At 66.7% G+C, this 25,917-nt stretch carries 26 protein-coding genes; 21 read left to right on the forward strand and 5 right to left on the reverse strand.

Features of this window, described 5'->3' with window-relative positions:
- Nucleotides 1–3: 3 nt before the first annotated feature.
- The 6 genes from FDW83_RS12695 to FDW83_RS12720 all read left to right on the forward strand — a co-directional run bounded on the left by FDW83_RS12695 (nt 4) and on the right by FDW83_RS12720 (nt 7,010).
- The gene (locus FDW83_RS12695; protein WP_138138457.1) at nt 4–894 is read left to right on the forward strand and encodes a F0F1 ATP synthase subunit gamma; all 891 of its coding nucleotides are present in this window, start codon (nt 4–6) and stop codon (nt 892–894) included.
- Nucleotides 895–975: 81 nt separating this feature from the next.
- On the forward strand, nt 976–2,430 hold the full coding sequence (gene atpD / locus FDW83_RS12700) for a F0F1 ATP synthase subunit beta (protein ID WP_138138458.1): 1,455 nt from the start codon (nt 976–978) through the stop codon (nt 2,428–2,430).
- A gap of 1 nt (nt 2,431) precedes the next feature.
- Complete coding sequence (locus FDW83_RS12705; RefSeq protein ID WP_138138459.1) at nt 2,432–2,716, forward strand: F0F1 ATP synthase subunit epsilon; 285 nt, start codon at nt 2,432–2,434, stop codon at nt 2,714–2,716.
- Nucleotides 2,717–2,726: 10 nt separating this feature from the next.
- A complete protein-coding gene (locus tag FDW83_RS12710) occupies nt 2,727–3,158 on the forward strand; it encodes a DUF2550 domain-containing protein (protein ID WP_138138460.1) in 432 nt (143 codons plus the stop codon).
- 4 nt (nt 3,159–3,162) lie between these two features.
- Entirely contained in the window at nt 3,163–4,470 is a 1,308-nt protein-coding gene (locus FDW83_RS12715) for an alpha/beta hydrolase family protein (RefSeq protein ID WP_138138461.1), read from the forward strand.
- A complete protein-coding gene (locus FDW83_RS12720) occupies nt 4,467–7,010 on the forward strand; it encodes a bifunctional lysylphosphatidylglycerol flippase/synthetase MprF (RefSeq protein ID WP_138138462.1) in 2,544 nt (847 codons plus the stop codon). The genes FDW83_RS12715 and FDW83_RS12720 overlap by 4 nt, the downstream gene beginning before the upstream one ends.
- A gap of 144 nt (nt 7,011–7,154) precedes the next feature.
- Here the strand turns inward: FDW83_RS12720 and FDW83_RS12725 are convergent, their stop codons facing one another.
- Nucleotides 7,155–7,358: a cold-shock protein gene (locus FDW83_RS12725; RefSeq protein WP_138138463.1), complete on the reverse strand. Its 204-nt coding sequence runs from the start codon at nt 7,356–7,358 to the stop codon at nt 7,155–7,157.
- 296 nt (nt 7,359–7,654) lie between these two features.
- The gene (gene nucS / locus FDW83_RS12730) at nt 7,655–8,350 is read right to left on the reverse strand and encodes an endonuclease NucS (protein ID WP_138138464.1); all 696 of its coding nucleotides are present in this window, start codon (nt 8,348–8,350) and stop codon (nt 7,655–7,657) included.
- 105 nt (nt 8,351–8,455) lie between these two features.
- Here nucS and FDW83_RS12735 point away from each other — a divergent pair, with 105 nt between their 5' ends.
- Nucleotides 8,456–8,803 carry an ATP/GTP-binding protein gene (locus tag FDW83_RS12735; RefSeq protein WP_138138465.1) on the forward strand — a complete coding sequence of 116 codons (348 nt, stop codon included), beginning with the start codon at nt 8,456–8,458 and terminating at the stop codon, nt 8,801–8,803.
- Between the two features lie 44 nt (nt 8,804–8,847).
- Entirely contained in the window at nt 8,848–9,648 is an 801-nt protein-coding gene (locus FDW83_RS12740; RefSeq protein WP_138138466.1) for an alpha/beta hydrolase, read from the forward strand.
- A 42-nt stretch (nt 9,649–9,690) separates the two neighbouring features.
- Here FDW83_RS12740 and FDW83_RS12745 read toward each other — a convergent pair whose 3' ends face one another.
- Nucleotides 9,691–11,004 carry an AI-2E family transporter gene (locus tag FDW83_RS12745; RefSeq protein WP_138138467.1) on the reverse strand — a complete coding sequence of 438 codons (1,314 nt, stop codon included), beginning with the start codon at nt 11,002–11,004 and terminating at the stop codon, nt 9,691–9,693.
- Between the two features lie 191 nt (nt 11,005–11,195).
- Between FDW83_RS12745 and FDW83_RS12750 the strand changes: the two genes are divergently transcribed.
- The 9 genes from FDW83_RS12750 (at nt 11,196) to FDW83_RS12790 (ending at nt 20,849) form a co-directional block, all read left to right on the forward strand.
- Nucleotides 11,196–12,896 carry a hypothetical protein gene (locus FDW83_RS12750; protein ID WP_138138572.1) on the forward strand — a complete coding sequence of 567 codons (1,701 nt, stop codon included), beginning with the start codon at nt 11,196–11,198 and terminating at the stop codon, nt 12,894–12,896.
- 52 nt (nt 12,897–12,948) lie between these two features.
- A complete protein-coding gene (locus FDW83_RS12755; protein WP_138138468.1) occupies nt 12,949–13,932 on the forward strand; it encodes a tetratricopeptide repeat protein in 984 nt (327 codons plus the stop codon).
- Nucleotides 13,932–15,029, forward strand: a complete 1,098-nt coding sequence (locus FDW83_RS12760) for an NADH:flavin oxidoreductase/NADH oxidase (protein WP_138138469.1) — start codon at nt 13,932–13,934, stop codon at nt 15,027–15,029. Before FDW83_RS12755 ends, FDW83_RS12760 begins: the two co-directional genes overlap by 1 nt.
- Nucleotides 15,030–15,042: 13 nt before the next feature.
- Nucleotides 15,043–15,330, forward strand: a complete 288-nt coding sequence (locus tag FDW83_RS12765) for a DUF3253 domain-containing protein (RefSeq protein ID WP_240720975.1) — start codon at nt 15,043–15,045, stop codon at nt 15,328–15,330.
- Between the two features lie 101 nt (nt 15,331–15,431).
- Nucleotides 15,432–16,259 carry an ABC transporter ATP-binding protein gene (locus tag FDW83_RS12770; protein ID WP_138138471.1) on the forward strand — a complete coding sequence of 276 codons (828 nt, stop codon included), beginning with the start codon at nt 15,432–15,434 and terminating at the stop codon, nt 16,257–16,259.
- Nucleotides 16,241–17,812 (forward strand): transporter, encoded by a 1,572-nt coding sequence (locus FDW83_RS12775; protein ID WP_138138472.1) that lies wholly within the window; start codon nt 16,241–16,243, stop codon nt 17,810–17,812. The genes FDW83_RS12770 and FDW83_RS12775 overlap by 19 nt, the downstream gene beginning before the upstream one ends.
- A 25-nt stretch (nt 17,813–17,837) precedes the next feature.
- On the forward strand, nt 17,838–18,617 hold the full coding sequence (gene nagB, locus FDW83_RS12780; RefSeq protein ID WP_138138473.1) for a glucosamine-6-phosphate deaminase: 780 nt from the start codon (nt 17,838–17,840) through the stop codon (nt 18,615–18,617).
- Nucleotides 18,618–18,726: 109 nt separating this feature from the next.
- A complete protein-coding gene (locus FDW83_RS12785) occupies nt 18,727–19,068 on the forward strand; it encodes a DUF3039 domain-containing protein (RefSeq protein WP_138138474.1) in 342 nt (113 codons plus the stop codon).
- Nucleotides 19,068–20,849, forward strand: a complete 1,782-nt coding sequence (locus FDW83_RS12790; protein ID WP_138138476.1) for a DEAD/DEAH box helicase — start codon at nt 19,068–19,070, stop codon at nt 20,847–20,849. Before FDW83_RS12785 ends, FDW83_RS12790 begins: the two co-directional genes overlap by 1 nt.
- 56 nt (nt 20,850–20,905) lie before the next feature.
- On the opposite strand, the gene FDW83_RS12795 is transcribed toward FDW83_RS12790, so the two are convergent.
- Together FDW83_RS12795 and FDW83_RS12800 are read right to left on the reverse strand one after the other, a co-directional pair.
- Nucleotides 20,906–21,526, reverse strand: coding sequence for an isochorismatase family protein (locus tag FDW83_RS12795; protein WP_138138477.1), 621 nt, complete (start codon nt 21,524–21,526; stop codon nt 20,906–20,908).
- Nucleotides 21,526–22,854 carry a nicotinate phosphoribosyltransferase gene (locus tag FDW83_RS12800; RefSeq protein WP_138138478.1) on the reverse strand — a complete coding sequence of 443 codons (1,329 nt, stop codon included), beginning with the start codon at nt 22,852–22,854 and terminating at the stop codon, nt 21,526–21,528. The genes FDW83_RS12795 and FDW83_RS12800 overlap by 1 nt, the downstream gene beginning before the upstream one ends.
- A 155-nt stretch (nt 22,855–23,009) precedes the next feature.
- On the opposite strand from FDW83_RS12800, the gene clpS reads away from it, so the two are divergent.
- The 4 genes from clpS (at nt 23,010) to FDW83_RS12820 (ending at nt 25,895) form a co-directional block, all read left to right on the forward strand.
- Nucleotides 23,010–23,393, forward strand: coding sequence for an ATP-dependent Clp protease adapter ClpS (clpS, locus tag FDW83_RS12805; RefSeq protein WP_138138479.1), 384 nt, complete (start codon nt 23,010–23,012; stop codon nt 23,391–23,393).
- Nucleotides 23,386–23,952, forward strand: a complete 567-nt coding sequence (locus tag FDW83_RS12810; protein ID WP_138138480.1) for a DUF2017 domain-containing protein — start codon at nt 23,386–23,388, stop codon at nt 23,950–23,952. Before clpS ends, FDW83_RS12810 begins: the two co-directional genes overlap by 8 nt.
- 105 nt (nt 23,953–24,057) lie before the next feature.
- A complete protein-coding gene (murI, locus tag FDW83_RS12815) occupies nt 24,058–25,101 on the forward strand; it encodes a glutamate racemase (protein WP_370281277.1) in 1,044 nt (347 codons plus the stop codon).
- Entirely contained in the window at nt 25,098–25,895 is a 798-nt protein-coding gene (locus FDW83_RS12820; RefSeq protein WP_138138481.1) for an MBL fold metallo-hydrolase, read from the forward strand. The genes murI and FDW83_RS12820 overlap by 4 nt, the downstream gene beginning before the upstream one ends.
- Nucleotides 25,896–25,917: the final 22 nt, after the last annotated feature.

A 25,917-nucleotide genomic window follows, 5' to 3' on the forward strand; every position in this document is an offset into this window, starting at 1 on the left:
AGTATGGGAGCCCAGATCCGGGTCTACCGCCAGAAGATCAGCTCGACCACGTCGATGCGCAAGATCTTCAAGGCGATGGAACTGATCGCTACCTCGCGCATCGGGAAGGCCCGTGCGCGCGTAGCAGCTTCACTGCCTTACGCGAACGCGATCACGCGCGCCGTTTCTGCTGTCGCAAGCCAAAGCGAAATCGACCACCCGCTGACCACCGAGCCGGAGCAGATCCGCCGTGCCGCCGTCCTGGTAATCACCTCGGACCGCGGCTTGGCAGGTTCCTACTCCGCCAGTGTCCTCAAGCAGGCGGAAGGTCTCAACGAGCTTCTCCACGCTGAAGGCAAGGAAGTCAAAACCTACCTCGTGGGCCGGAAGGCACAGGCCTACTTCGACTTCCGGAACCGCCAGTACGCGCGGGTCTGGACCGGAGGGACCGACGCACCCGAGTTCGGCACCGCCCGTGAAATCGGGGACGCACTGCTGGCTGACTTCGCCGCGGACTTCGAAGACGGCGGCGTGGACGAGATCCACGTTGTCTACACGCGCTTCAAGTCCATGGTGACCCAGGAGCCCACGGTCATCCGCCTGCTGCCGCTGGAGGTAGTGGAAGAGGAAGCCGCCTCCGAGTCGGACCTGCTGCCGCTGTACGAGTTCGAGCCGGAAACCGAGCGGGTCCTTGACGCCCTGTTGCCGCGCTACATCGAGTCCCGGCTGTTCGCGGCCATGCTGCAGGCCGCTGCATCGGAGCTGGCTGCCCGCCAGCGCGCGATGAAGTCCGCAGGGGACAACGCCACGGAACTCATCAAGAAGTACACGCGTCTGCGCAACACGGCCCGCCAGGCCGAAATTACGCAGGAACTGTCCGAGATTGTTGCCGGTGCCGACGCCCTGGCGTCCTAGCCCGCAGCATCGCGTTCCGCGGAACCTGCACCACAACGCATAAACTTAACCCCACGCCATCTACTGAGTGAAGTGAGAGAGATGACTGCCACTGCTACCGAAAACGTAGCCGCAACGGCCGGCGCCACCGGCCGTATTGCGCGCGTAATCGGCCCGGTTGTCGACGTCGAATTCCCGGCTGACGCAATCCCGTCGATCTACAACGCCCTCACCACCGAGATTTCCCTCAACGGTGAGACCAAGACCATCACGTTCGAGACCTCCCAGCACCTGGGTGACAACCTCGTCCGCGCCATCTCCCTGCAGGCCACCGACGGACTCGTCCGCGGCACTTCTGTGGTGGACACCGGTGCCCCCATTTCCGTCCCCGTCGGTGACGGCGTCAAGGGCCACATCTTCAACGTGCTGGGCAAGCCGCTGGACGTTGCCGAGTCCGAGATCCAGGCCGACGCCCACTGGCCGATCCACCGCAAGGCTCCCTCCTTCGCGCAGCTCGAAGGCTCCACTGAGATGCTCGAGACCGGCATCAAGGTCATCGACCTCCTGACTCCCTACATCAAGGGTGGAAAGATTGGTCTGTTCGGTGGTGCAGGCGTGGGCAAGACCGTGCTGATCCAGGAAATGATCACCCGTGTCGCCCGCAACTTCGGTGGTACCTCGGTCTTCGCCGGCGTGGGTGAGCGCACCCGTGAAGGAAACGACCTCTGGGTCGAAATGGAAGAGGCCGGCGTTCTGAAGGACACCGCCCTTGTGTTCGGCCAGATGGACGAGCCGCCGGGAACGCGTCTGCGCGTTGCCCTGTCCGCGCTGACAATGGCGGAGTACTTCCGCGATGTCCAGAAGCAGGACGTGCTGCTCTTCATTGACAACATCTTCCGCTTTACCCAGGCAGGTTCCGAGGTTTCCACCCTGCTGGGCCGCATGCCGTCCGCCGTGGGCTACCAGCCCAACCTGGCTGACGAGATGGGCCTGCTGCAGGAGCGCATCACCTCCACCAAGGGCCACTCCATCACCTCGATGCAGGCCATCTACGTTCCCGCAGATGACTACACCGACCCGGCCCCGGCAACCACCTTCGCGCACCTGGACGCCACCACGGAACTTTCCCGTGAAATTGCGTCCCGTGGCCTGTACCCGGCAGTTGACCCGCTGACGTCCACGTCCCGCATCCTGGATCCGCAGTACATCGGCAAGGACCACTACAACACGGCTGTCCGTGTGAAGCAGATCCTGCAGAAGAACAAGGAACTCCAGGACATCATCGCCATCCTCGGCGTTGATGAACTGTCTGAAGAGGACAAGATCGTCGTGTCGCGTGCACGCCGTATCCAGCAGTTCCTGTCCCAGAACACCTACACCGCCAAGCAGTTCACCGGCGTTGAGGGCTCCACGGTCTCCATCAAGGACACCGTTGAAGGCTTCGCTGCGATCTGCGACGGCGACCTCGACCACATCGCGGAGCAGGCGTTCTTCAACGTCGGCGGCCTCGACGACGTCGAGCGCCAGTGGGCCAAGATCCAGGAACAGACCAAGTAACATGGCTGAGCTTGAGGTTGAGATTGTCGCAGCGGACCACTTCGTGTGGTCCGGAGCGGCCAAGATGGTCAAGGCCCGCACCAGCGATGGTGAAATCGGAATCCTGCCCGGCCACTCGCCCCTGCTGGCGATCCTGGCCGAGGGTGAACTGGCCATCCAGCCGGTATCGGGTGACCGCATCGCAGTTGCCGTCGACGGCGGGTTCTTCTCCGTTGACAACAACCGCGTGGTGATTGTCGCAGACAACGCCCACCTGGGTGGCCTGGCTACCGCTGGGAATCGCTAGCACCACCTTGATGGACGCACCGGGCATTTCGTTCATCGCACTGGCAATCACATTCGGATTGCTGATTCTTGCACTGTGCCTTTCGGGGGTGCGCCGCTACAATCTGCGGCGTGCCCTCGGCACGGTGGACGCCTCCATCTGCATGGCTGGAAACAGTTGGCAGATGGGGGTTTGTCGTTATCAGGACAACGACCTCGAGTGGTTCCGCCTGCTCTCGCTCAGTGTCCGGCCCAAGCACAAGTTCAAGCGGCACTCGCTGGAATTGCTGGGCCGCCGCAAGCCGACGGACGCCGAAGCCGTAAAGGTCCAGCCCGACGTCGTTATCGTGGAACTCCGTTACGAGGGACAGGACCTGAAGCTCGCCATGAAGTTCGACGCCTACACGGGCCTGTCGTCCTGGCTCGAGGCCGGCCCCGTCATCGGCGTGGGGACCTGGCGCTGACCGCGTGGACTGGATTTTCGACGTCCGGCTCACCGACGGCCCGCTGTACTGGACAGCACTGGTCCTGGGCCTGACAGGCGCCGGCTTCCTCCTCTTTCCGCCCCGCAACATCGGATGGCGCTGGGCCCTGAGGGTCATCGCGGCCGCCGCGGCAGGCTTCGCGCTCGTGGCCACCGTCCACTGGGCCCTCATCAACGTCTTCTCGGTATTCCCCGAGAATATTCCGGACGCCGTCCTGGGCTGGGTGGTGCCGGGCGTCGCAGCCGTCCTCCTCGCCCTGCTTCGGCTGCCCCGCGGCAACTGGCGGCAGGGCATATTGGCGATCGTGGCCGCCCTCCTGGTTGCCGCCCTTTCTTCCGTGCAGATCAACGCGTACTTCGGCCTGAACCGTACCGTCAGCGACCTCCTCGGCACCGCCCTCTCCAGGATTCCTCCGTTGGAAAACGGGCTGCAGCGCCAGCCGGAAAGGCCCGACGGCGTCCCGCTGGACGGGTGGGCACCCCAGGGCGGGCTGCCGGCCGGGGGAGCCCTGCGCAGGTCAGCCATCCCGGGGACCGTCTCGGGAATGACCACGCGGGAAGCGTACATCTACTTGCCGCCGGCCTACTTTGCGGCCAACCGCCCTGCCTTGCCGGTGCTTGTCCTCATCGCCGGGCAGCCCGGAGGTCCCGCGGACTGGCTTACCGGAGGGTCACTCCAAACCCATATGGATTCCTGGGCTGCCGCCCACGGCGGCGTGGCACCTGTGGTAGTCATACCGGATCCCAACGGTTCGCAGAATGCCAATACGATGTGCATGGACAGCCGGATAGCCCAGGCAGATACGTACCTCACCAAGGATGTGGTCACGTGGATCCGGTCCACCCTGACAGTGGACCCCGACCACAACCGCTGGGCCGCCGGCGGCTTCTCCTTCGGCGGGACTTGCGCGGTTCAGTTGGCCACCCGGCACCCGGAGCTGTTTCCGGCGGCACTCGGCTTTTCGGCCGAGGCGGAGCCGGCCATCGCCAAGGAGCGGCAGAAAACGATCGACGCCGCCTTCCCGGGGGACCCCGACGCCTTCAACCGGCAAACCCCGCTTGCCCTCATGGAGCAGCAGCGCTTTGATGGCAGCGGCCTGTACCTCACGGCCGGGCAGGACGATCCGGAATTCGTTGCCTACATGCGGACGCTCGCGTCAGCCGCGGAAAAGGCAGGGTTCACAGTACGCGCCCACGAGGTGGAGAAGACCGGCCATTCCTGGGACACTTCCTCCAGGCGGATAGCTGACGCCCTGGAGTTCCTTTCGGAGAAGTGGAACCTTCCGGGATGAGCACGGACAAGCAGGTCCGCACCGCGGCGCTGGCCTGGGACACCGTGGTGCGTCCGGCGCTGGCGCTCGTCGCCACCGAACTGAAGTCGGTCCCCTTCTCCCTGGCAGTCCTGGCTGTTTTCCTGGGCGCGGGTGCCGCCACGGGCAGCTTCCTGGCCGGACCCCCGGAACACCTGCTTGACCTGGCCGGTGTGAGCGGGCCCGGGCTCCGGGAGGGAAACTGGTGGTCGCTGTTCACGAGCCTCTTCTTTGCCACCAACCCGCTGGCGTACCTGGCGGCGTCCGTGATGATCATCGTCCTGCTGGGGCTGGCCGAGCGGAAACTCGGGTCGCGGGCGGCCGCGGGGCTGCTTTTCGGCGGGCAGTTCGCGGCCGTCACACTGTTCCTGCTGATCACCCAGTTGGCCCAATACGCGGGGGACGGGTGGCTGGACCGAATGGCGGACGACATCCTCATCGGCCCGTACGGACCGGTCCTGGCGGCAGGGCTGGCAGGCAGCGCCCGGCTTCCGGTCCTCTGGCAGCGGCGGTTCCGGACCGCGGTGGTGTCAGTCTCGCTGCTGCTGGTCCTCTACATTGGGCATGCCGAAACCGTCATTGGACTGCTCGGTGCCCTCCTCGGGCTGCTGGCGGGATGGTGGATCCAGGGCGACCAGGGCAAGCTGCATCGGCACCGCTCCACGGGCCGTGAGACGCGAAACCTGCTGGCCCTGACGGTGGCCGTCTTCGCGGTAGGGCCGATTCTCACCGGGATTGCCCGCGCTCCCACCGGGCCGCTCGCGCTGCTGCGGGACGTGGTGTTGAATCCCATGCCCACGTTCGGTGAGCTTGCCTTCAACTGCGGTGCAACGGTGGAAGCTTCGTGCCTGGAAGCAGGGCGGGCGGGGTTCGCGGGCCCCTTCGGACTTGCCCTCGCGGTGGTTCCTGTGGTCCTGCTGCTGATTTGCGCCGACGGCATGCGGCGCGGCCGGAGGTTGGCGCTGAATATCGCGATCACCATCCAGCTGGCCGTCACGGCACTTGCCGCCGTCTACCTGGCGCTGTTCGCCCTGGTTCCGTCGCGTCCGAACGGCCCCCAGGCGGCACCCATGGGTTCGGCCTTCGCGCACGTGCTGCCTCTCGTCGTCGTGCCGTTGCTGCTGGCTCTGGTCCTGTGGCTGAACCGGCGGCAGTTCAGGGTGCAAACGCAGCCGGCGGCCCGGCGGACGCTGGCCGCGGTGATCGGCGGTACGTGGGCGGTGCTGGCCACCGCCTACACGGCCGCCTGGCTGTGGTCCGGCGGCCTCTCGCGTGACGGCGGTCTGCTGGGTCTCTTCGCGGAGCTGGCGCGCCAGTACGTTCCGGTGCCCATTCCGCAGCATTACCACCGCGTTTTTGCCGACCGGAACAGCCTCGAGGCAGTCCTTTTCGCCTACTCCGGTCCTGTGTTCTGGGTGGTCGCCCTTGTAGCGGTCTGGGCGGTGCTGCTGGGCGGCCAGCACGGCCACGACTCCGGCCGGCAGGACCGGTCCAAGGCCAGGGACCTCCTGCACCAGGGCGGCGGCCCGCTGTCCTGGATGGCGCTGTGGGAACCGAACACATACTGGTTCAGCCCTGACGGGCAGGGCGCAGTGGCGTACCAGCAGCATGGCAGCGTTGCCTTGACGCTTGGCGACGCCTTTGGTCCGCCGCACACCCGGCAGGCTGTGACGGAGGGCTTCCTGGAGCACTGCCGTACCCATGCCCTGGTCCCGGCGCTCTATTCCTGCGACGGCTCAATGTGGCCGGTGCTCCGTGAGCGCGGTTTCGCCAGGGTGCCGGTGGCGCAGGAAACGAGGCTTGCCATCCGGGAACTTGAGTTCAAGGGCAAGGAATGGCAGAACGTCAGGACCGCGCTGAACCGGGCGGCGAAGCTGGGCGTGAAGGCTGTCTGGGGCCCTTACCACTCGCTGCCGGCCGCCCTGCGGACCCGGCTGACCGAGGTCTCCGAGGAGTGGGCAGCCAACAAGTCCGTCCCTGAGATGGGCTTCACCCTCGGCGGCGTGGACGAGCTGGACGACGACGAGGTCCTGTGCTGCCTCGCCGTGGACGGGAACGGCACCGTCCACGGGATCACCAGCTGGTTGCCCGTGTACGACGGCGGGCGGCTGGTCAGCAGGACGCTTGACGTAATGCGCCGCGGCGCCGACGGGTTTCCCGGCGTCATGGAATTCCTGATCGCTTCCGCTGTGCTCGAGCTACGGGAATCTGTGGAAGTGATTTCCTTGTCCGGGTCCCCTCTGGCGAACGACGGCGGCACCGGGGGAGATGCCGGGAGCCGGGACAGTGCCGAGAACCTGGTCCGGATCCTGGACCTTGTGGGTCATGCCCTAGAACCGGTCTACGGCTTCCGGTCCCTCGCTGCGTTCAAATCCCGGTTCAAGCCTGAGTACCGCGCGCTGTACCTCTATTACCAGGATCCGCTGCATCTTCCCGCGATCGGACGCGCACTGACCCGCGCATACCTGCCCGGGCTCTCCCTGGCTCAGGGCGCCCGCCTGGTGCGGAATTTAGTGAAGTAGGATTTCCCCCGATTAGGCGGTATGACCATTTTCCAAACACGGAAAATAGTGGCGGCCGGGGCGATTTTGGCAAAAAATGATCCCCGGCGGAAATTGCCGGGGATCATTGCTGCGGGTTGCCTGCTGCAACCCGGAGCGGTAAGGCTAGACCAGCGTGACGCCGGTTGCCTGGGGGCCCTTGGCGCCCTGGCCGATCTCGAACTGAACGCGCTGGTTCTCGTCAAGGGTCTTGAAACCGCTGGTCTGGATCTCGGAGTAGTGAACGAAGACATCGCCATCGGAGTCATCCGGGGTGATGAAGCCGAAACCCTTTTCAGCGTTGAACCACTTTACGGTTCCCTGTGCCATTTATTTCTCCTCATTGTGGAACTTTTTAAGATCGGCACACCTCGTACCGGCCTTGGGTTACTCCGCGAGAAGAATCCTGAATTCCTGCCCACTAATAGGGGCCGGTTGCAGGAGCTTCGCGCTCGCAACATGTCTTGCGAGCATGAAAAACACCTACACAAAGACTGAGAACAGAATTTCATGCCTGTTCGCGCGGGTCAACGCTTTTGGCGCCGAAACGGACAAAATTTAGGTTAAGACCGGGTTAAATGCCTTGTCAGGGGCTTGTTGCCACTTTATGGGTGCCGGCGGTGGAGTTAAAAAAGGCGGGATTCGCTGTCGTCCACGCCGCGCATGGCGTCGTAGTCCAGGGTGATGCAGTCGATCCCGCGGTCCATGGCCAGCACCTTTGCCTGCGGCTTGATTTGCTGGGCCGCGAAAATGCCCCGCACCGGGGCCAGCAGGGGATCGCGGTTAAGCAGTTCCAGGTAGCGCGTCAACTGCTCCACGCCGTCGATGTCGCCACGGCGCTTGAGTTCGATGGCAACGGTGCCGCCCTCGGCGTCGCGCGCCAGGATGTCCACCGGGCCGATGGCCGTGAAGTACTCACGGCGGATCAGCGAGTAGCCGGCGCCCAGCGTTTCAATCTGGTCGGCGAGGAGCCGCTGCAGGTCCGCCTCCACGCCGTCCTTGATGAGGCCCGGATCAACGCCCAGGTCATGCGCCGTGTCGCTGATCTTTTCGTGGATGTTGATGATCAGCCGGTCATCCGTTTTCGCAGACTGGACGGTCCATTGCTCCATCACGCCCAGTTCAAGGTCAACGTCCTCGGGGGACGACACCCGCAAGGTGGCGGGCGGGCTCATCCAGTTGAGCGGTTTGTAGGATCCGCCGTCCGAGTGGACCAGCACGGAGCCGTCGGCCTTGACCAGCAGGAGCCTGGTGGCAAGGGGGAGATGGGCTTTGAGCCGGCCAACATAATCAACGGAGCATCGGGCTATGACAAGTCGCACGCCGTACAGACTACCGCGTGCCGCCTTCCGGCCACCTCCCGACGACGGCTGTGCGGGAGGGTGCGGAGGTGCAGTGCAGCGGCGTGGCTGGGGCAGAATGGAGGCATGCCGCGTTCCAACCGTCCCCGCCGTCCTGCTTCCGGAAAAGGTGCAGGCGGCCGCGGTGCCGGAAGAAGGGACGGTGGAGTTCCGGAACTGGACCTTGAGCGTGCCCGTGCAGGCATCGCGCGCCGGGAGAGTGCTCCGGACGGCGACTGGATGGTGCGCACGATGACCGCGAAGAATGCCGGGAAAACCTATATCTGCCCTGAATGCTCCACCGCTGTCCTCCCGGGGGTGGCGCACTTGGTGGTGTGGAAGGATGACCACCTCTTCGGCCCGGCCGCAGGCCTCGCTGAACGGCGGCATTGGCACACCAACTGCTGGATGTCGCGCAGTTACCGCTACCGCTGACGCGGGCGGGCGCGGGAAGCCCCGCTGTCGCTAAGCTGGCAGGCATGACTTTTGATCCGGCGTCGTACGAATTTGCCTCCTCCCAGGGCCCCGTCCCTATCCGTGCGTCCACCGTCCTCCCCGCCCGGCGCGAAAACGTCGAGTTGCGGACGGACGACGGCCACACCCTGGTGGGCGAGCTGGCACTGCCGGAGTCCGGGCCGGTCAACGCCACGCTGATTACGCTGCATCCGCTGCCCACGCACGGCGGCTTCATGGACTCGCATGTCTACCGCAAGGCCTCCTACCGGCTGCCCGCCCTGGCCGGCGTCGCCGTGCTTCGCTTCAATACGCGGGGTACTGCTTCACCGCGAGGCACCAGCAGCGGCGGGTTCGAGGAAGGCATCGGGGAGCGGTACGACGTCGAGGCGGCCGTCCGCTTCGCCGTCGAACGCGGCCTGCCCAACCGGTGGCTGGTGGGCTGGTCCTTCGGCACCGAGCTTGCGCTGATGTACGGGGCCGTCGAACCGGTGGCGTCGGAGGTGGAAGGCGCGGTCCTGCTGTCGCCGCCGCTGCACCGTGCAACGGACAAGCACCTCCTCCAGTGGGCCGAGTCCGGCAAGCCGCTGACGGTCCTGGTGCCCGAGCACGACGACTTCCTGCAGCCGGCCGAGGCCGTTGCCCGCTTCAGCCTGGTGCCCCAGGCAAGGGTGGTGGGCGTGGCCGGCGCCAAACATCTTTGGGTGGGGGAGAAGTACGCTTCCCGGGTCCTGAACGAGATTGTGGACGAGGTCACTGAAGCCGGTTCCGGACCTGCCGGCCTGCCCCAGGAGTGGGACGGGCCCGCCGCAACCGCTCCGGTTTAGGCGGGGCATGTTGGATGCGGCGGGCCCGCCGCCGGGCTGCCGCTAGTGCTGGTCCTGCCGGACGATGTAGATTTCACGGATCAGCAGGAGCACGGCAGCCGCCGTCGGAATGGCGATGAGCGCGCCGAGCACGCCCAGCAGGCTGCCGCCCGCGATGACGGAGATGACCGCCACCGCGCCGGGCACGGCCACGGCCTTCTGCATGATGCGCGGTGAAATGAAGTAGGCCTCGAACTGCAGGTAGGCGAAGTAGCAGACGCCGTAGATGGCGGCGGTCTGCCAGCCCTCGGTCAGCGAGACCAGCAGCACCACCACGCCGGCGATCATGCCGCCCACCAGGGGGATGAACGCGAGCAGGGCCACCACGAACGCAAGCAGCAGCGCGAACGGAATGCCCACAATGGACATCACGATGAAAGCGAAGGTGGCGTTGAGCAGCGCAACACAGGCCTGGCCGATCACGTAGTTGCCCACGGAGCGGGTGATCTCCTCAGACAGTGCCTCCACGCGGTGCCGCCGGGAGCGCGGCGCCAGCCGGTACCCCCACCTCTTCATGGCCGGCAGTGCGGCCAGGAAGTACAGGCTCAGCACCAGGACAATGAGGGTGCCGAACAGTCCGTTCGCCACGGTGGAACCGAAGCCCACTACGCCCCCGAAGATGCCGCCGACCGCCGCGGGATCATTGACGAACTTGTCGAGCTCCTCGGTGATGCGGTCCCGGACCCCGAACTGGTCGTCCAGGCTGCGGAAAAATTCCGAGTTGATGAAGTCGCGGATCCACACCGGGGCCTGTTCCACGATGTCGGTCACCTGCTCCACGATGGTGGGAATCAGGGTGGCGAAGAAGCCGACGACGGCGCTCACCAGCACCGTGACCGAGACCAGGATTCCGGCCGGACGGGGGATCTTCCTGTTCTCCAGCCAGCCCACCACGGGCTCCAGCCCCAGGGCGATGAACAGCGCTGCCACGATCCACAGCAGCAGCTGGGTGGTGTTGGAACCGATCCAGTACACCAGCAGGGCAAGCCCCACGCCGACCGTCCCCATGAACCCCATGTACAGCGGATGCTGCGGGGACATCCTCGGGCCGGGACTGCCGAACTGCGGGCTCACCCCGCCGTCCGCAGCAGCGCCGGCCGGTTCCTGTTCCTGAACGTATTCGGGCGGCATTTCGAACCGGATCCGCGGCTGGGCCCCGGGCAGGGGCTGGCGAAGCCTGCGTGCCACCAGCCCGAGCGCAACGGCGGCGGAGCCTTTGCGCCGCGCCTCCCGGGCAGGGGTCTCCCGGGCGGCAGAAGTCTCCTGGCCGCCTGGATTCTCCGATGCCGCGGAGGACTCGTCCGTTCTGTCAGTCACTGGTTTCTGGGGCCTGTTCCGTCCGTGGCACGCATCGGCGGGCCGGTGTGATGATCATCGCAAACACTATCAGCAGCCTTGTCAAGAGCTGTGGAGGAGGCCGTGCCGAAGGGCCGGCGCAGGGGTTGCGGCAGCTGCCGGTCAGGGTCCGTGGTAACAAAACGGTTACTATGGAAGGCAAACCCCCGCTGATGATAGGTGTTCCCTTGCGTTTAAAGACTGCAGTCGCACTCGTGCTGCTCGGCCTCCTGACACTTTTGGCCGGCATCGGCCAGAAAACCATCTGGGCTCCATCCGAAACCTTCACGGCCGCCGCGCCGGCCGATACGGCCGAAGCCCCGTTGACGGTCATCGACCAGAAACTGCGGACCCTGCACGGCGGGACTGTGAAGATCAACATCGAGGGTGACGGGAACTTCCTGCTGGCCGCGGGCCGGCCCGACGACGTCGACGCCTGGGTGGGCCAGACGGCGCACAACACCATCAGCGGGGTGTCCGAGGACGGCAAGTCCCTGCAGGTGGAACACTCCGACGGCGAGGCTGCGGCCCCGAACCCGGCAGGATCCGACCTCTGGGTTTCCACCGAGAGCGCCAGCGGCGAACTCGAGTACTCCTGGACCCCGCCTGCCGACGGCGACTGGACCCTCCTGCTTGCCTCCGACGGAACCCAGCCGGCTCCGGCATCCGTATCCATGACGTTCCCCAACGACACTTCCACGCCGTGGGCAATCCCGCTGATGCTCCTTGGTGGCCTGATGATCATCGGCGGCATCGTGCTGGCGCTGCTGTCCGCCCGAAAGCCCGCCGGTGGCGTTGACGGCGGCAGCGCTGTCCAGCGCGCCCGTCCCAAGGCCGCCGCCGGCACCGGCTCCGCGGGATCCTCGCGCGCAACCATGGTGGCTGCCGGCCTCACTGCCGCAGTGCTTGCCGGCACGGGAACAGCCGCGGTGGCCGCGACGCCGGCTCCGGAACCCTCCGGAACTTCGGCCCCGGCCGCCGGGGCCGAGGCTGCTCCGGTCCTGCTGGACGCACAGTTCCGGCGCATCCTTGAACAGGTTGCCAGTGCCGCCGATGCCGGGGATGCCGCCAAGGACGCAGCCCAGCTGGCCGGACGCGTCGGCGGGACCGAACTGGAAGTGCGGACGCAGAACTACAAGATCCGTTCGCAGGTGGGGTCCTACGAGGCCCGGATGCCGGTCCGGTCAACCAAGCTGCTCACCACCGTTGTCACCACCGAGCGTGACTGGCCCCGCTCCGTCATGGCCGTCACGCAGGGCGAAGGAAACGTGGTTCCCCAACTGCTGACACTGGTCCAGCAGTCCCCGCGCGAGAATTACAAACTGGTTGAGGCCACGCCGCTCCAGCCCGGCGCCACCCTTCCCACCATCAGCCGCACCGGCACGGAGACGCTTGCTCCGGCAGACAAGACCGGCCTGCTCTACAGCGGTGAGGAAGCCCTTTCCGGCCTGGCTGACCGCCTCACCACTGCCGAGTCTCCCTTCAAGGACAAGCTGGTGGAAGGAGAGTCCTCGCCGTACATCGCGGACACGCTGTCCTACCAGGCCGAAGTGGTGAAGGCCGGTGAAAACGGCAACTTCTCCTTCACCCACAAGGTGGTCCCGGAAAGCACGGTGGTCTTCCGCACCGAGGACGGCGGCGCCCTGGTCCTGGGCCGGATCAACTTCGGCTTCGAAGGTACGCCGAAGGCCGCCGGCGATAAGCTCACCATCGGAGACGACGCCGCTGCCCTGGCCGGCGGCAAGGAAACAACCACCGGCATGGTGCTGGACTTTGCCGAGTCCGTGGCGGTGTACGTTCCGCCGGCAGGGTCAACCGACCCCATGAAGCTGGTGGCGGCCACCCGCGGCCTGGTGGGTGCCAGCTTTAAATAGACGCGTTCGCGCAGTACTTCCGGCAGCGGCCGGAGTGGCTAAAGTGGAAAGCATGACTTCGCCTGCTTCCCGCCCAGCCCCTCCAGCCGCTGCCAGCCTGCTTAACCTGCGCGGCGCCGTCGACCTGTCCACCCTGAAGCAGCGGCCGGCACCTGCCGGAACAGGGACGCCGGCCGGCAACGGCGGGCAGGAAGGGGCACCCGCCGGAGCGGGAGGGCCCGAGCTCAAGGTCAACGTCAGCGAGGCAAACTTCCAGCAGCTCGTGGAGTTGTCCGCGCAGGTGCCGGTCGTCTTCGCCCTGTGGGCTCCGTACTCTCCCGAGTCCGGCCGGATGCTTGAAACCCTGGAGCGCGTGGTTGCCAGCTACGGAGGCAGGCTGGTCCTTGGCGCTGCCGACATTGAAGCTTTCCCGCAGCTGGCCCAGGCCTTCCAGGTGCAGGCGGTCCCCACCGCCGTCGCCGTCCTCAAGGGACAGCCAGTGCCGCTCTTCCAGGGCAGTGCGGAGGAACAGCAGGTACGGGCCCTCTTCGACGAGTTGCTGAAGGTAGCTGCCGCCAACGGTGTCACGGGCAGCCTGGATGCCGGTACCGGGAACGAGCCGGAGCCCGCCCCGCTTCCGCCCCTGCACCAGGCCGCCTTCGACGCCATCGAGGCCGGTGACTACGAGGCAGCCGCCGAGGCCTACCGGCAGGCGCTTAAGGAAATGCCCTCCGACCACGATGCCAAGGCGGGACTGGCACAGGTGGAGCTTATGGCCAGGCTGCAGCCGCTGTCCGCGCAGGACAGCGAGACCATCCGCACGCTGGCCGCCAACGAACCGGACAACCTGGAAGCCCAGCTGGGCGTTGCCGACCTCGACATCGCGGGCGGCCACGTCGAGGACGGGCTGAACCGTCTGGTGGCGTTCATCGGCAGGAACTTTGGCCCGGAACGCGAGACCGCCCGCGTACGGCTGCTGGAACTCTTCGACGTGGTCGGCGCCTCCGACGAGCGGGTTTCCAAGGCACGCCAGGCGCTGGCGCGGGTCCTCTTCTAGTGCCTGCACTGTTCGAGCCGCTGAAGCTGCGCTCGTTGGAGCTTCAGCACCGGGGCTGGCTGTCACCGATGTGCCAGTACAGCTGCGATCCCGACGCCGCACCGGGCGTTCCGCACGACTGGCACCTGATGCACCTGGGCTCCTTCGCCGCGGGCGGTGCCGCGCTTCTCGTGGCAGAGGCGGCAGCGGTGAACGCCGAGGGCCGCATCAGCCCCCGGGACACCGGTCTGTACAACGACGCGCAGGCGGAGGCCTGGGAGCGGATTACCTCCTTTGTGCACCGGCATGGCGCGGCGGGGGCGAAGATCGGCGCACAGCTGGCGCACGCCGGCAGGAAGGCGTCCACCTGGTGGCCGTTCTCCGGCAACCACGGAACCGTCCCCGCGGCCGACGGCGGCTGGAACACGGTAGGCCCGTCCGCGGTGGCCTTTGACGGGTTTGCGGTTCCGGAGGCGATGACCACGGACCAGATCCGGGGCGTGGTGGCGGATTTTGCCGCCGCGGCAGTGCGCGCAGTGGACGCCGGCTTCGATACCGTGGAGATCCACGGTGCGCACGGATACCTCCTGCACCAGTTCCAGAGCCCGCTGACCAACCTGCGTGACGACGAATGGGGCGGGGACGAAGCCGGACGCAACCGCCTGATGCTTGCGGTGGTGGACGCCGTCCGTGCCGTGATTCCGGACTCCATGCCGCTGCTGCTGAGGATCTCCGCCACGGATTGGGCGGAGGGTGGCGTCGACCTGGCCGCTTCCCTCCGGCTGGCCCGTGAGGCGGCCGGGCGCGGCGTGGACCTGATCGATGTGTCCAGCGGGGGAGCGGTGGCGCACCAGCGGATCACCCCCGGGCCGGGCTACCAGACGGGATTTTCCGCTGCCATCCGGAAGGAGGCGGGCATTCCCACCGGAACGGTGGGCCTCCTGACTTCTGCAGGGCAGGCGGAGCATGCCGTGGCCACCGGCCAGGCCGACGCCGTGCTGATTGCCAGGGCTGCGCTCCGCGATCCGCACTGGTGGCTCCGGGCGGCTTTCGAACTCGGCCATGACATCGGCTGGGTCCCGCAGTATGAGCGCGCCCTGCCCCGGCGGGCCTTCTGACCGGGAGGCCCCCATGAACCACGGCACCGGCAGCCACGGCACCGGGCAAACTGGCCCCACCGGGCAGGAGCTGGAAGCAAAGATCATGGAGCTGCTGGCTGCAAGGGCAGCCTCCGCCACGATCTGCCCGTCCGATGTGGCCCGTGCCCTGGGCGGGGAGCACTGGCGCCACCTCATGGAACCTGTGCGCCAGGCAGCCCGCAGGCTCGTCGACGCCGGCGAGGTGGAAGTAACCCAGCGCGGTTCCGTGGTGGATCCGGAGTCCGCCAAAGGGCCGATCCGCATCCGGAAGGCGCGCTAGGCGCACGGGCCCGCAATGCGGGGTGAGATGCCCGCGTATGCCCTTCTTGCTACTCCTTCCGGAGGACCCCGGAGGCGGGCCGCTGGGACTAGTCTGGCTTCATGACTGCCCCGCAACCCGATCCGGCCGGCCCGGCACTGCATGTGCCCGCACCCGGTGCACCCGCCACCGGAACCACTCCTGCGTTGTCCATGCGCGGTCTCGCCAAGCGCTTCGGCGAGAAGATCGCGGTGGACGGCATCAGCCTGGATGTCCCTCCCGGCTCCTTCTTCGGGATCGTGGGACCCAACGGCGCGGGTAAGACCACCACGTTGTTCATGGCAACCGGACTCCTGCGTCCGGACTTCGGAACGGCCCTGGTCCACGGCATCGACGTCTGGGCGGAACCGCTGGCGGCCAAGAAGCTGATGGGCATCCTCCCCGACGGCGTGAAGCTTTTCGACCGGCTTACCGGAGAGCAGCTCATCACATACGCCGGCCTGTTGCGCGGCATGGACAGGGACGTGGTGGCATCCCGCGTGGGCGAGCTGCTGGACGCCATGGACCTGGCACGGGACGCCGGGACACTGGTGGTGGACTACTCCGCGGGCATGACCAAGAAAATCGCACTTGCCACTGCGCTGATCCACGCGCCCCGGCTCCTCGTTCTGGATGAGCCCTTCGAGGCGGTGGACCCGGTGTCGGCAGCGAACATCCGGTCCATCCTTGACAGCTACGTGGCATCCGGCGGCACAGTGATCGTCTCCAGCCACGTGATGGATTTGGTCCAGCGCATGTGCGACCACGTGGCCGTGGTGGCCGGCGGGCGCCTGCTCGCTGCCGGAACCATTGACGAGGTCCGGGCCGGCGCGTCGCTCGAGGACCGCTTTGTCCAGCTCGTGGGCGGCCGCAGCCGCACGGAAGGGCTGGAATGGTTGCGCACCTTCTAAGGCTGAAACTGACCCTGCTGCGCAACGGCTTCCGCCGCAGCCCGTGGCAGTTGGTGGGGCTCGCGATCGCGGGACTCTACGCGCTGGGGCTCGTGGGCACCCTGGTGGTGGCGCTGGTTCTGCTGCGCACCGCCGACCCCGCACTTGTCCAGACTGCGGTGGTCCTGGGCGGTTCCGCCGCCGTCCTGGGCTGGGCAGTGGTTCCGGTGGTGGCGTCCGCCACGGACATGACCCTGGACCCGGCCCGCTTCACCTCGTTCGCCATTCCCATGAAGCAGATGCTGGCGGGGCTGGCCCTGGGTGGACTGATCGGCGTTCCGGGCCTCGCCACTACGCTGGTGGCCCTGGCCACGGTGGTGACGTGGTCCCGCGGCGTACTGCCGGTGCTGGGCGCCCTGGCAGGGGCAGTGCTGGGCGTGCTGACCTGTGTGGTGGTTGCGAAAGTAGTCACCACAGCCACCGCAAGCCTGGCATCCTCCCGCCGCTTCAGGGACATCAGCGCCGTCGCCTTCATGGTCCCGCTGGTCCTCCTCGGGCCGATCATCGCCGGCGTGGGCCAGGGGATTTCCAACTCCACGGCCTTCCTGCCGGATCTCGCCCGGGCACTGTCCTGGACGCCGCTTGGTGCTCCGTGGGCCCTGGCCGGTGACCTTCATGCGGGGGAGTCCGGTCCGGCCGCCCTGAAGCTCCTGGTGTCCTGTGCCGCGATTGCCGTCCTGGCATGGTGCTGGAAACTGCTGCTGGAACGGGCCCTCGTCACTCCGCCGTATGCCGGCACCGGCAAGCGGAAGGGCAGTCGGCTGGGCCTGCTGGGGTTGCTTCCGGCGGTGCCGGCAGGTGCCGTCATGGCCAGGTCCCTCACCTACTGGTTCCGTGACCCGCGCTATTCGGGATCGCTTGTGGTCATCCCGCTGTTGCCCGTGGTGCTGGTTTTCCAGGGTGCCCAGACGGGCGACTACTTCAGCCTCGCCTTCCTGGCGCCCATCTCCGCCTTCATCATCGCCTGGTCCATCTCGGCGGATGTCTCCTACGACAACACGGCTTTTGCCCTCCATCTTGCAACGGGTGTCAGCGGCGTGGCCGACCGGTTGGGCCGCGCCCTGGCCTGCCTGGCGTTCGCACTCCCCGTGGTGGTGGTATTCGCCGTGGGCTATTCAGGATTCACCGGAGACTGGACCGGGCTGCCGGGCCAGCTCGGCCTGAGCCTCGGAATCCTCTTCACCGGCCTGGGTCTCGCCTCCGTGGTCTCCGCCCGGTACACGGTGGCCGTACCACTGCCCGGGGACAGTCCTTTCAAGAAGCCGCCAGGCAATGTGGGACAGACCCTCGCGGTGCAGTTCGGCGGAATGCTGGTCCTGCTGGTGCTGGTCCTGCCCGAGGCGGCACTGGTCATCGCCCAGCTGGTGACGGGGAACGGCCTCTTTGGCTGGATCAACCTCGTGGCGGGACCGGCGCTGGGGCTTGTGCTGTTTGTGGCCGGCGTTAGGCTGGGCGGGAAATGGCTTGATGCACGCGGTCCGGAACTGCTGGCCCAGGTGGCCGTCAACCGCTGACCGGCGTAGGGCAGAAAGGAACAGCATGGAAGTGGTCATCCTCGGCGGCAGCAGGCAGATCGCAAAACTGGCAGCGGACGCCGTCGAGGACCTGCTCCGGCGGAAACCGGACGCGGTGCTGGGTCTTGCCACGGGGTCCTCACCGCTGCCGGTCTACAACGAACTGGCTGACCGCCACACCGGCGGCCTGGACTTCAGCAGGGCTTCCGCGTTCACCCTCGACGAGTACGTGGGCCTGCCCGCGGGGCACCCGGAGTCCTACCGTGAAGTCATCAGGCGGGAATTTACGGACAGGGTGAACATCGCTCCCGGCAACGTCCACGGGCCCGACGGCGCCGCCCGGGATATCCCCGCGGCGTGCCAGGCCTATGAGGACGCCATCGCTGCGGCCGGCGGCATCGACCTGCAGCTCCTGGGGGTGGGCACCGACGGGCATATCGCCTTCAACGAACCCGGTTCCTCCTTCGCCTCGCGCACCCGGATCAAGAGCCTGATCGAACAGACCCGGCGGGACAATGCCCGCTTCTTCAACAGCCTGGCCGAGGTCCCGCACCACGTCATCACCCAGGGGTTGGGCACCATCATGGAAGCCCGGCACGTGATCCTGCTGGCCACCGGGGCACAGAAGGCGCAGGCGGTGCGCGAGTTCGTCGAGGGCCCCGTAGCTGCGATCTGCCCGGCGTCCATCCTGCAGTTCCATCCGCACGCCACTGTCCTGCTGGACGAGGCGGCGGCGTCTGCCCTGAAGCTCGCGGATTTCTACCGTCACACCTACGACAACAAACCCGACTGGCAGGGCATCTAGCGCCGGCAACAGCGGAAGCGCTGCCGGAAAAATGCCCGATGGCCGGGCGGTGACGGGCAGCGGCACGCACGCGCCGCCGTCGGACGTTCCGCCATCTGGAAAGGCTAAGATGGTGGGCATGACTAGCATGACGGACCCTCTCGAAAACGACCCGATGCGTGAGCTTTCCGGGGCTGGAACGTCCACAGCCACCATTGAGCGCGAAGAACTGCGCGAGCAGCTGGAACCGGGCGACCGGGAGCGCTTTGCACACTATGTGCGCAAGGAAAAGATCATGGAGTCTGCGATGACCGGCGAGCCCGTCATTGCGCTGTGCGGCAAGGTCTGGACGCCCGGCCGGGACCCGAAGAAGTTCCCCGTTTGCCCCACCTGCAAGGAAGTCTATGAGGGCCTCCGTCCGGGTGACGACGGCGGCAAGGGCTCCGGAGGAAACCCGGGCAACAACAAGTAGTGACGGAGACGCTTTTTGGCGGCCCCACCCTGCCTCCGGCCTACCCGGAACGTGCAGCCTGGGGAACCGCCCCGAAACTCCGTGCCTGGCAGCAGGAAGCCCTTGACCTTTACATGCGGAACAGCCCGCGGGACTTCCTCGCGGTGGCAACCCCGGGTGCAGGCAAGACGACATTCGCGCTCCGGATCGCCTCCACCCTCATTGATTCCGGTGCCGTTAACCGGGTGACCATCGTGGCGCCCACGGACCACCTGAAACGGCAGTGGGCGGACGCGGCGGCCCGGGTTGGCATTGCCATCGACCCCAACTTCAAGAACTCCGACGGCCAGCACGGCCGCGGGTTCATCGGCGTGGCTGTCACGTACGCACAGGTGGCCAGCAAGCCGCTGCTGCACCGGGCCAAAACGGAGGCTGCCCGCACGCTGGTGATCCTCGACGAGATTCACCACGGCGGGGAAGCACTGTCCTGGGGTGATGGCCTGCGGGAGGCGTTCGACCCTGCAGTCCGGCGCCTGGCCCTGACAGGGACGCCTTTCCGTTCCGATACCTCGCCCATCCCGTTCGTGGAGTACGTGGAGGACCGGGACGGCATCCGCCGCTCCAAAGCCGACTACACCTACGGCTACGGGAACGCACTGCGGGACCACGTGGTCCGGCCGGTGATGTTCATGGCCTATTCGGGGCAGATGCGCTGGCGCACCAGCGCGGGGGAGGAGATGGCGGCGTCGCTTGGCGAGGCCGCGGTCACCAAGGACATCACCTCGCATGCCTGGCGGACCGCGCTCAATCCCGCCGGCGAGTGGATCCCGGCCGTGCTGGCCGGAGCGGACAAGAGGCTCAGCGAAGTGCGCCGCACGGTTCCCGACGCCGGCGGCCTGGTGATCGCTACCGACCACGAGGACGCCCGGGCCTATGCCGGGCAGCTGAAAAAGATCACCGGCGAATCACCTGCCGTCATCCTCTCCGACGACGCCAAGGCCTCGAGCAAGATCGAGGAGTTCTCCGCCGGGGACTCGCGCTGGATGGTGGCCGTGCGCATGGTGTCCGAAGGCGTGGACGTTCCGCGGCTTTCCGTGGGCGTGTATGCCACGTCCACGTCCACGCCGCTGTTCTTCGCCCAGGCCGTGGGCCGTTTTGTGCGTGCCCGAAAAAGGGGCGAAACGGCCTCGGTCTTCCTGCCTTCCGTGCCGCAGCTGATGGCGCTCGCCAACTCCATGGAGGCCGAACGCGACCACGCCCTGGACCGGCCGGAGAAGGAGGACGGCGACGGCCTCTTCAATCCGGAGGACTCGCTGATGGCGGAGGCCAACCGCGAGGATAAGGCCTCCGACAGCCTTACCAAGGGCAAATTCGAGGCGCTTGATTCGCAGGCTTCGTTTGACCGGGTGCTGTTCGACGGCGGCGAGTTCGGCACCGGAGGCGAGGTGGGGTCCGACGACGAGATGGACTTCCTGGGCATTCCCGGGCTGCTGGACGCGGAGCAGGTGGGCACCCTGCTGCGCCAGCGGCAGCATGAGCAGCTGAGCCGGAAGAACCGCAAGGCCCCAGCTGCCGCCGAGAGTTCCGCCCCGGCCGTTCCGGACCACCGGATGCTGATGGACCTGCGGAACGAGCTGGCCAAGAACGTTGCTGCCTGGGCCGCGCGGACCGGGACTCCCCACGGCGTGGTGCACACCAAGCTGCGGACGGTGTGCGGCGGCCCCGCCGTGGCGCAGGCGAACGAGGAACAGTTGCAGGCACGGCTGCGGAAGCTGCAGGACTGGTTCATCGGCCGCACGTAGCTGCTGCGACGCAGAGTGGCCGGGTGATTTTGCCCGGCCACTTCATGAACAACCGCCTAGGCTACGTCCACTCCGCCAAGTTCCATTTCGGCCACCGCCTCTTCCAGGTCTTCGGCAATGCCGGCCGTAAGCGACCGGATCACGGTAACGGAGTAGCCCGCCTGCACGGCGTCCAGGGACGTGGCCATGACGCAGTAATCTGTGGCGATTCCCACCACCACAACGTCCTCGACGTCATGGCTCTGCAGCCAGTCATCCAGGCCAATGGCGTCCTCGTCCGGCGCGAAGCGGCTGGCGTCGCCGGGCTGCCGTTCGCCGGTGGGGACGGCGTCCTCGGGGGCCATGAGCCCTTCAAAGCCGGAGTAGGCAGCGGCGTACTGCCCTTTCTGGAAGTAGGCCTGGATGTACTCGGTGTCCAGGTCCGGATGAAGTTCGGCGCCACGGGTTCCGGCCACGCAATGCGGCGGCCAGCTGTCCTTGAAATCGGGGTTGTCCGAGAAGTGGTCGCCTGGATCGATATGCCAGTCCTGCGTGGCCACGATGTGGTCGAACTCATTGTGGTGGGCGTCCACGTAATCGCTGATGGCGCCGGCAACCCGCGCACCGCCTTTTACGGCAAGGGAACCGCCCTCGCAGAAATCGTTTTGGACATCGACGATGATCAGGGCACGCGACATCAGTACTCCTCGTAAATGGTGGGAATGGCGGCCTCACCGCGCTGGAGACGGTTGACCACCGGTGGCAGTTCGGCCATCGAGTCCGCGTGCCGCTGGCGGGCCCGGAGCACGCCTTCGTGCCCCGTCCACCCGGGCATCAATTCGCCGTTCTTCATGAACTGGTGCAGCAGCGGCCGGTCGTTGCCGTCATCCTCCGGCCGGTGCCCGACCCCCACGATTTCCGCCGTGGCGATCCCGTGTTCGTTCAGTTTCCGCAGCGCGTACTTGCGCCCGCCCACGCTCGCCTTGTTCTTGGCGGCCTTGGCCACGGACACGAAATTCCCGTCGTCGTCGACACGGCTGACCAGCTTGTAGACCATGCTGGCCGTGGGCGCACCGGAGCCGGTCACCAGGGAGGTGCCGACTCCGTAGGAATCAACGGGGGCGGACTGCAGTGCGGCAATGGCGTACTCGTCCAGGTCCGAGGTGACCACGATCTTGGTGTTTTCGTTGCCCAGGTCGTCCAGCAGCCTGCGGACCCACTGGGCCTGGTCCACGAGGTCGCCGGAGTCCAGCCGGACGGCGCCCAGCCGGGGACCCGCCATGTCCACGGCCGTCCGCACGGCCGTTTCGACGTCGTACGTGTCCACCAGGAGGGACGTACCCTCGCCGAGCGCCGCGATCTGCGCCTCGAAGGCATCCCGCTCGGTGTCATGCAAAAGCGTGAAGGAGTGGGCGGCGGTGCCCACGGTCTTGATCCCGTAGCGGATGCCGGCCTCGAGGTTGGACGTGCTGTCGAACCCGGCGATGACGGCGGCCCGCGCCGCCGATGCCGCCGCTTCCTCATGGGTGCGGCGGGACCCCATTTCGATGCAGGGCCGGCCGTGCGCGGCGCTTATCATGCGGGAGGCCGCGGAGGCGATGGCGCTGTCGTGGTTCAGCACGGACAGCAGGTACGTCTCCAGCATGCAGGCCTCGGCGAACGTGCCCTCGACAATCAGGATGGGGGAGTTGGGGAAGTACGCCTCGCCCTCGGCGTATCCCCAGATGTCCCCGGAAAAACGGTAGTTGGCCAGGTATTCCAGCGTCTGGTCGTTCACCACACGGGTCTGCTTGAGGAAGTCCAGCTCTGCCTCGCCGAACCGGAAGTTCGCGATGCCTTCCAGGAGCCGGCCGGTGCCGGCAACAATTCCGTACCGCCGGCCGTCGGGGAGCCGCCGCGTGAACGCCTCAAAGACCGACTTGCGGTGCGCCGCGCCCGAATGGAGTGACGCCTGCAGCATGGTCAGCTCGTAGTGGTCGGTGTAAAAGGACGTGCGGGGATGCTCCCAGCCGGCAGTGGTACTCACGAAAGTCACTTTAGTCCCCACCGGCTCCCACGTCTCGCTTCGCTTCGCCGCGGGCCCCTCGCCGGTGTGGGCCCATCCACCGGCTCCCACGTCTCGCTTCGCTTCGCCGCGGGCCCCTCGCCGGCGTGGGCCCATCCTCCCCATAGAATGGACAGATGACCTTAAGCGTTGCGCTCGGCCCTGATACACAGGAGGGCACCCGGACCGGAACGGAGGAGGCCACCGACTCCCTGACCGCTCCCGACATCCCTTGGAACCTGGTGATCTGGAACGATCCCGTCAACCTGATGAGCTACGTCAGCTACGTGTTCCAAAGCTATTTCGGCTACTCGGAGAGCAAGGCGAACAAACTCATGATGGAGGTCCACAAGAAGGGCCGTTCCATTGTTGCCCACGGCAGCAAGGAGCAGGTGGAACGCCATGCGGTTGCCATGCACGGCTTTGGGCTCTGGGCCACGGTGGAAAAAGCCAGCGGCGGTCCCGGCGGCAATTCAGGAAAGTCTGGCGGACCGGGCCAGGGCAAGGGGAAACGTGGCTAAGGCGTTCAAATACGGACTCAAAGGCATCACCGGGTATCTGGAACCCGCCGAGCGGGAACTGCTGCGCAGCCTGATCGACGACGTCATCTCCATGCTCCAGCCCCAGGAGCGCGACGGCCAGGACCCCCTTGCTGCGCTCATCGGCCTGGACATGGACGTCGCCGAGCCCACGGACCGGGCGGTCCGGCGGCTCCTGCCCAACGTTGTTAAGGACGACGGCGCCGCATCACTTGAGTTCCGCCAGCTCACCGAGCGTTCGCTGCGGGAGACAAAGATCGGAGCCCTGCGCGCGGCCGCGCTCGACCTGGACAAGGACGAGATTGTACTGACGACGGAAGGGGCCAAGCACTGGTCCATGGCGCTGAACGACGTCCGGCTGGTGCTCGCCGAGCGGCTGGACATCCGCGACGAGGAGGATGCCGAACACGTCCACCTCATGCAGGACTGGTCCCAGGCGGAGGACGTGGAGAGCTACCTTGCCCTGGTCTACAACTTCGCCACGTGGCTGCAGGAGTCCCTGGTGCAGGCCATGCTGCAGTCGCTGGAAACGCGCCGTTAAGCTCTGTCCGCCGCGGTACCTGCGGTTCCTGTGACAAATTAGACATGAGTCACAAGCCACAAGATGATGGCTGACGCATCGGCGAGCACCTATCCTCGAATAATCATGACAACAGCCTCGAGCATGGATCCGGCAGCCGCAGCTGAACAGGTATCCGAACCGGACGACCTTCAGGCCGCCGCCCTGGAAGCACGCCCCATCGGCGTTTTCGATTCCGGCGTGGGGGGCCTCACCGTAGCCCGCTCCATTATCGACCAGCTTCCCAACGAAGCCATCCTCTATGTCGGGGACACCGCCCATGGCCCCTACGGGCCGCTGCCCATCGCGGAAGTCCGCGCCAACGCCCTGGGCGTTATGGATGAACTGGTGGACTCCGGCGTCAAGCTGCTGACCATCGCCTGCAACTCGGCATCGGCCGCGGTGCTGCGGGACGCCCGCGAACGATACACCGCCAGGTACGGCATTCCGGTCATCGAGGTGATCCAGCCTGCCGTCCGCCGGGCCGTGGCGGCCACCCGCGCCGGCCGGGTTGGTGTCATCGGCACCTCCGCCACGATCGGATCGCGGGCCTATGAGGACACGTTCGCCGCGGCGCCCGACCTGTCCATCACGTCGGTCGCCTGTCCTGAATTCGTCAGCTACGTGGAAGCCGGCATCACCACCGGTCCCGCCCTGCTGGCCGTCGCCGAGGAGTACCTGGCTCCGCTGAAGGCCGCCCAGGTGGACACGGTGGTGCTCGGCTGCACGCACTACCCCCTGCTCACGGGCGTGATCTCCTACGTCATGGGTGCCGACGTCACGCTCGTTTCCAGCGCCGAGGAAACGGCCAAGGACGTGTACCGTGCCCTGGCCATGCACCAGCTGCAGCGCACTGCCGCAACCCCGCCGGAACACCACTTCGTGGCAACGGGCGACGCCGCCCAGTTTGAGGCGCTGGCCAGGAGGTTCCTGGGCCCGGAGGTCCTGTCCGTCCGGCACGTGGACCATGTGGCGGCGCAGTATCCCACCGGCAGCCTTGCACGCATCACTCCGGAGATGATCGCCGCCGCCCAAAGCGCCCGCAGCCGTCCCCGGATCTCCAATTTCGTGGAAAGGGCGCTCCCGGACAGCGGCCTCGCCGCCGGCAGGGCGGGAGGTTCCGCCCTGTGAAGCTGACCATCGTAGGCTGCACCGGCTCTTTCCCCGGCCCCGGGTCGCCCGCATCGTGCTATCTCCTGACCGCGAGCGACGGGCAGCGGACCTGGAAAGTCGTGATGGACCTGGGCAGCGGTGCACTGGGCGCCATCCAGCGGTACACGGACCTCGAGGACATCGACGCGATATTTCTTACGCACCTGCACCCGGACCACTGCATGGACCTGTGCGGGCTGCACGTCGCCATCCGCTGGAAGCCGGGCGGCTGGGGCCGCGGCCGGATCCCTGTTTGGGGGCCTGCCGCCACTGCGGACCGGATGGCCACCGCCTATGGCCTGGAGCTCGACCCCGGCATGCATGAGGAATTCGACTTCACCAACTGGGCTGAGCGTGAACCCGTAACGGTGGGTCCCTTCACCGTCACGCCATTCGCCGTGAACCATCCCATCGAGGAGGCCTACGCCCTCCGCGTGGAAGTGGTGGAACCGGACAAGGACGGGAACCGGATTTCGCGCACCCTGACCTACTCCGGCGATACCGATTCCTGCCCCGGCCTGGAAGAGGCTGCCAAGGACGCCGACCTGTTCCTGTGCGAGGCGGCCTTCGAGGAAGGCCGGGACAATGACATCAAGGATGTGCACCTGACCGGCAAACGCGCCGGGGAGGCGGCAGCGGCGGCAGGTGCCCGGCGGCTGCTCCTGACGCACATCCCGGTTTGGACGTCCCAGACGACGGTTATGGCGGAAGCGCGCCCGGCCTTCGGCGGGGACGTGGCGGTTGCGGTAGCCGGGGTGCATTACACCATCTGATGCCCGCCTGGGCCTGGCGGGA

The sequence above is a fragment of the Pseudarthrobacter sp. NamE2 genome (assembly GCF_005796205.1).
Lineage (GTDB): Bacteria > Actinomycetota > Actinomycetes > Actinomycetales > Micrococcaceae > Arthrobacter.

Bases quoted from the DNA above. Each gene is read 5' to 3' on its own strand.
- FDW83_RS12795 (WP_138138477.1), bottom strand. From the start codon at position 21,526: ATGTCGCGTGCCCTGATCATCGTCGATGTCCAAAACGATTTCTGCGAG.
- FDW83_RS12705 (WP_138138459.1), top strand. From the start codon at position 2,432: ATGGCTGAGCTTGAGGTTGAGATTGTCGCAGCGGACCACTTCGTGTGG.
- FDW83_RS12725 (WP_138138463.1), bottom strand. From the start codon at position 7,358: ATGGCACAGGGAACCGTAAAGTGGTTCAACGCTGAAAAGGGTTTCGGC.
- FDW83_RS12695 (WP_138138457.1), top strand. From the start codon at position 4: ATGGGAGCCCAGATCCGGGTCTACCGCCAGAAGATCAGCTCGACCACG.
- FDW83_RS12770 (WP_138138471.1), top strand. From the start codon at position 15,432: ATGACTGCCCCGCAACCCGATCCGGCCGGCCCGGCACTGCATGTGCCC.
- FDW83_RS12755 (WP_138138468.1), top strand. From the start codon at position 12,949: ATGACTTCGCCTGCTTCCCGCCCAGCCCCTCCAGCCGCTGCCAGCCTG.
- FDW83_RS12750 (WP_138138572.1), top strand. From the start codon at position 11,196: ATGATAGGTGTTCCCTTGCGTTTAAAGACTGCAGTCGCACTCGTGCTG.
- nagB (WP_138138473.1), top strand. From the start codon at position 17,838: ATGGAAGTGGTCATCCTCGGCGGCAGCAGGCAGATCGCAAAACTGGCA.
- FDW83_RS12785 (WP_138138474.1), top strand. From the start codon at position 18,727: ATGGTGGGCATGACTAGCATGACGGACCCTCTCGAAAACGACCCGATG.
- atpD (WP_138138458.1), top strand. From the start codon at position 976: ATGACTGCCACTGCTACCGAAAACGTAGCCGCAACGGCCGGCGCCACC.
- FDW83_RS12710 (WP_138138460.1), top strand. From the start codon at position 2,727: ATGGACGCACCGGGCATTTCGTTCATCGCACTGGCAATCACATTCGGA.
- murI (WP_370281277.1), top strand. From the start codon at position 24,058: ATGACAACAGCCTCGAGCATGGATCCGGCAGCCGCAGCTGAACAGGTA.
- FDW83_RS12740 (WP_138138466.1), top strand. From the start codon at position 8,848: ATGACTTTTGATCCGGCGTCGTACGAATTTGCCTCCTCCCAGGGCCCC.
- FDW83_RS12735 (WP_138138465.1), top strand. From the start codon at position 8,456: ATGCCGCGTTCCAACCGTCCCCGCCGTCCTGCTTCCGGAAAAGGTGCA.
- FDW83_RS12720 (WP_138138462.1), top strand. From the start codon at position 4,467: ATGAGCACGGACAAGCAGGTCCGCACCGCGGCGCTGGCCTGGGACACC.
- clpS (WP_138138479.1), top strand. From the start codon at position 23,010: ATGACCTTAAGCGTTGCGCTCGGCCCTGATACACAGGAGGGCACCCGG.
- FDW83_RS12765 (WP_240720975.1), top strand. From the start codon at position 15,043: ATGAACCACGGCACCGGCAGCCACGGCACCGGGCAAACTGGCCCCACC.
- FDW83_RS12775 (WP_138138472.1), top strand. From the start codon at position 16,241: ATGGTTGCGCACCTTCTAAGGCTGAAACTGACCCTGCTGCGCAACGGC.